Genomic DNA, 2,053 nt, shown 5'->3' with positions numbered 1-2,053 from the left:
TCGAACAGCTCGTGGACGCACCGCTGCGACGGATAGGCCGCCGCCGTCCGGTTCAGATCCTCCAGCAGATAGGTGCGCTCGGCGGCCGGCAGGATGTCAATGCGGCCGACCGGCTGGCCTGCATCGGCAGCCATCGCCCGCAGCAGCGCCAGCAGATAACCACGCTGCCGCTCGATCGTCGCCTGATCGAACAGCGCCGTGGCATAACCAAACGTTCCGGCGATCTCCTCGCCACGCTCGCAAAGGCTCAGCTCCAGATCGAACTTGACCTGATCATACCCCTCCCCGGCAGCTTCCACACTCAGCCCCGGCAGGTCCAATGACCCGACGGCGTTGTTCTGCCAGGCCAACATCACCTGGAACAGCGGCGTGTGATCAAGATGCCGTGGCGGCTGCACGATCTCGACGACCTGCTCGAACGGCAGGTCCTGATGCTCCTGGGCAGCCAAGGCCGTGCGCCGCGTCCGTTCCAGAAGCTCCGACACGCTCGGCTCGCCCGACAGGTCCAGCCGAAGCGCCAGGGTGTTGACGAAGAAGCCGATCAACTCTTCGATCTCGCCCCGGCCTCGATTGGCGCTCGGCACGCCGATCACAAGGTCGTCCTGCCCCGACAGACGCGACAGCACCGCCGCCCAGGCCGCCAGCACCGTCATGAACAACGTCGTGCCATGCTGCCGGCTCAGCCGCTTCAGACCCCGCGTCAGATCCGCATCGATGACGATCGGCACAGCGGCCCCGGCATACGACTGCTGGGCCGGCCGCGGCCGGTCCGTCGGCAGCGCAAGACGGGCCGGAGCGTCAGACAGGGTGTCGCGCCAATACTGCGCCTGGCTCTGCAGCCGTTCCCCCGACAGCCACCGCCGTTGCCAGGCGGCATAATCCGGGTACTGGATCGCCAGCGGCGGCAAAGGATCGTCCTGTCCAGCCTCGAACGCCCGGTAAAGCTGACTGAGTTCACGCACCAGCACGCCCATCGACCAGCCGTCCGAGACGATATGATGCTGGGTCAGCAGGAAGACGTGTTGCTCATCCGACATCCGGATCAGACGCCCGCGGATCAGCGGCCCGCGCGCAACATCGAACGGCGTGCGCGCCTCTTCATGGCACAGATCCAAAAGCGCAGCCTCAGCATCCGGCCTGTCCCGCAGATCGTGCTCGGCCACCGGCAGTCCCGCATCCGGCGGCAGAACCTCAACCCAGGGCTTGCCCTCCGGTGCGACAAAGACGCTGCGCAGCGCCTCATGACGCGCAAACAGACGGTCAAGGCTGCGCTGCCAGGCGCCGCGGTCGAGCACACCACGCAGCCGCAAGGCCAGTGGAATGTGATAGTTCGTGCTGCCCTCGTCCAGCTGCGCCAAAAACCATATCCGCTGCTGCGCAAACGACAGCACAAGCGGCTCATTGCGCGACACCGTCGCAATCGCCGGCAGGTCTTGCGGACCGGAGCGGCTCAACACCTCGACGATGCTTTCGGCCAGATCGGCAAGCACCGGTCTGGCGAACAGCCTCGTCAGCGGCAGTTCGACCCCAACAGCCCGCGACAGCCGGCTCGAGAGCTGCACGGCCAGCAGCGAGTGGCCACCCAGCTCGAAGAAGTGGTCGTGGCGTCCGACCCGCTCGACACCGAGAAGCTCCGCCCAGATCTCGGCCAGCGCCGTCTCGATCGCGGCGCGGGGCGCCTCATAGGCCGCCCGCGCATAGGCGTCGTCGGCCGGCGCCGGCAGCGCCTTGCGGTCGAGCTTGCCGTTCGGCGTCAGCGGCAGCGCCGCCAGCCGCACGAATGCCGTTGGCACCATGTAGTCCGGCAGCCGCCCGCTCACATGTGCGCGCAAGGCGCCGGCAAGCGCGCCGCCATCGTCCTGCTCCGCTCCCGCCTCGGGCCCACACACGACATAAGCGACAAGGTGCTTGTCGCCGGCGCGGTCCTGGCGCGCCACCACCACCGCCTCACGCACCCAGGCATGCTCGCAAAGCCGCGCCGCGATCTCGCCCGGCTCGATGCGGAAGCCGCGGATCTTCACCTGGTCATCGTTGCGGCCCAGGAACTCCAGAT

Annotated in this window: 1 protein-coding gene; it reads right to left on the bottom strand. The window is 67.6% G+C overall.

The window, feature by feature from the left end:
- On the bottom strand, nucleotides 1-2,053 hold a 2,053-nt coding region (locus tag NKI72_RS34720), incomplete at both ends, for a condensation domain-containing protein (RefSeq protein ID WP_352852211.1).

Source organism: Mesorhizobium sp. M0437, from assembly GCF_040321335.1.
Classification (GTDB): domain Bacteria; phylum Pseudomonadota; class Alphaproteobacteria; order Rhizobiales; family Rhizobiaceae; genus Mesorhizobium.
Note: the sequence above shows the minus strand (reverse complement) of the source record. Positions and strands in the feature narration are given on the sequence as shown.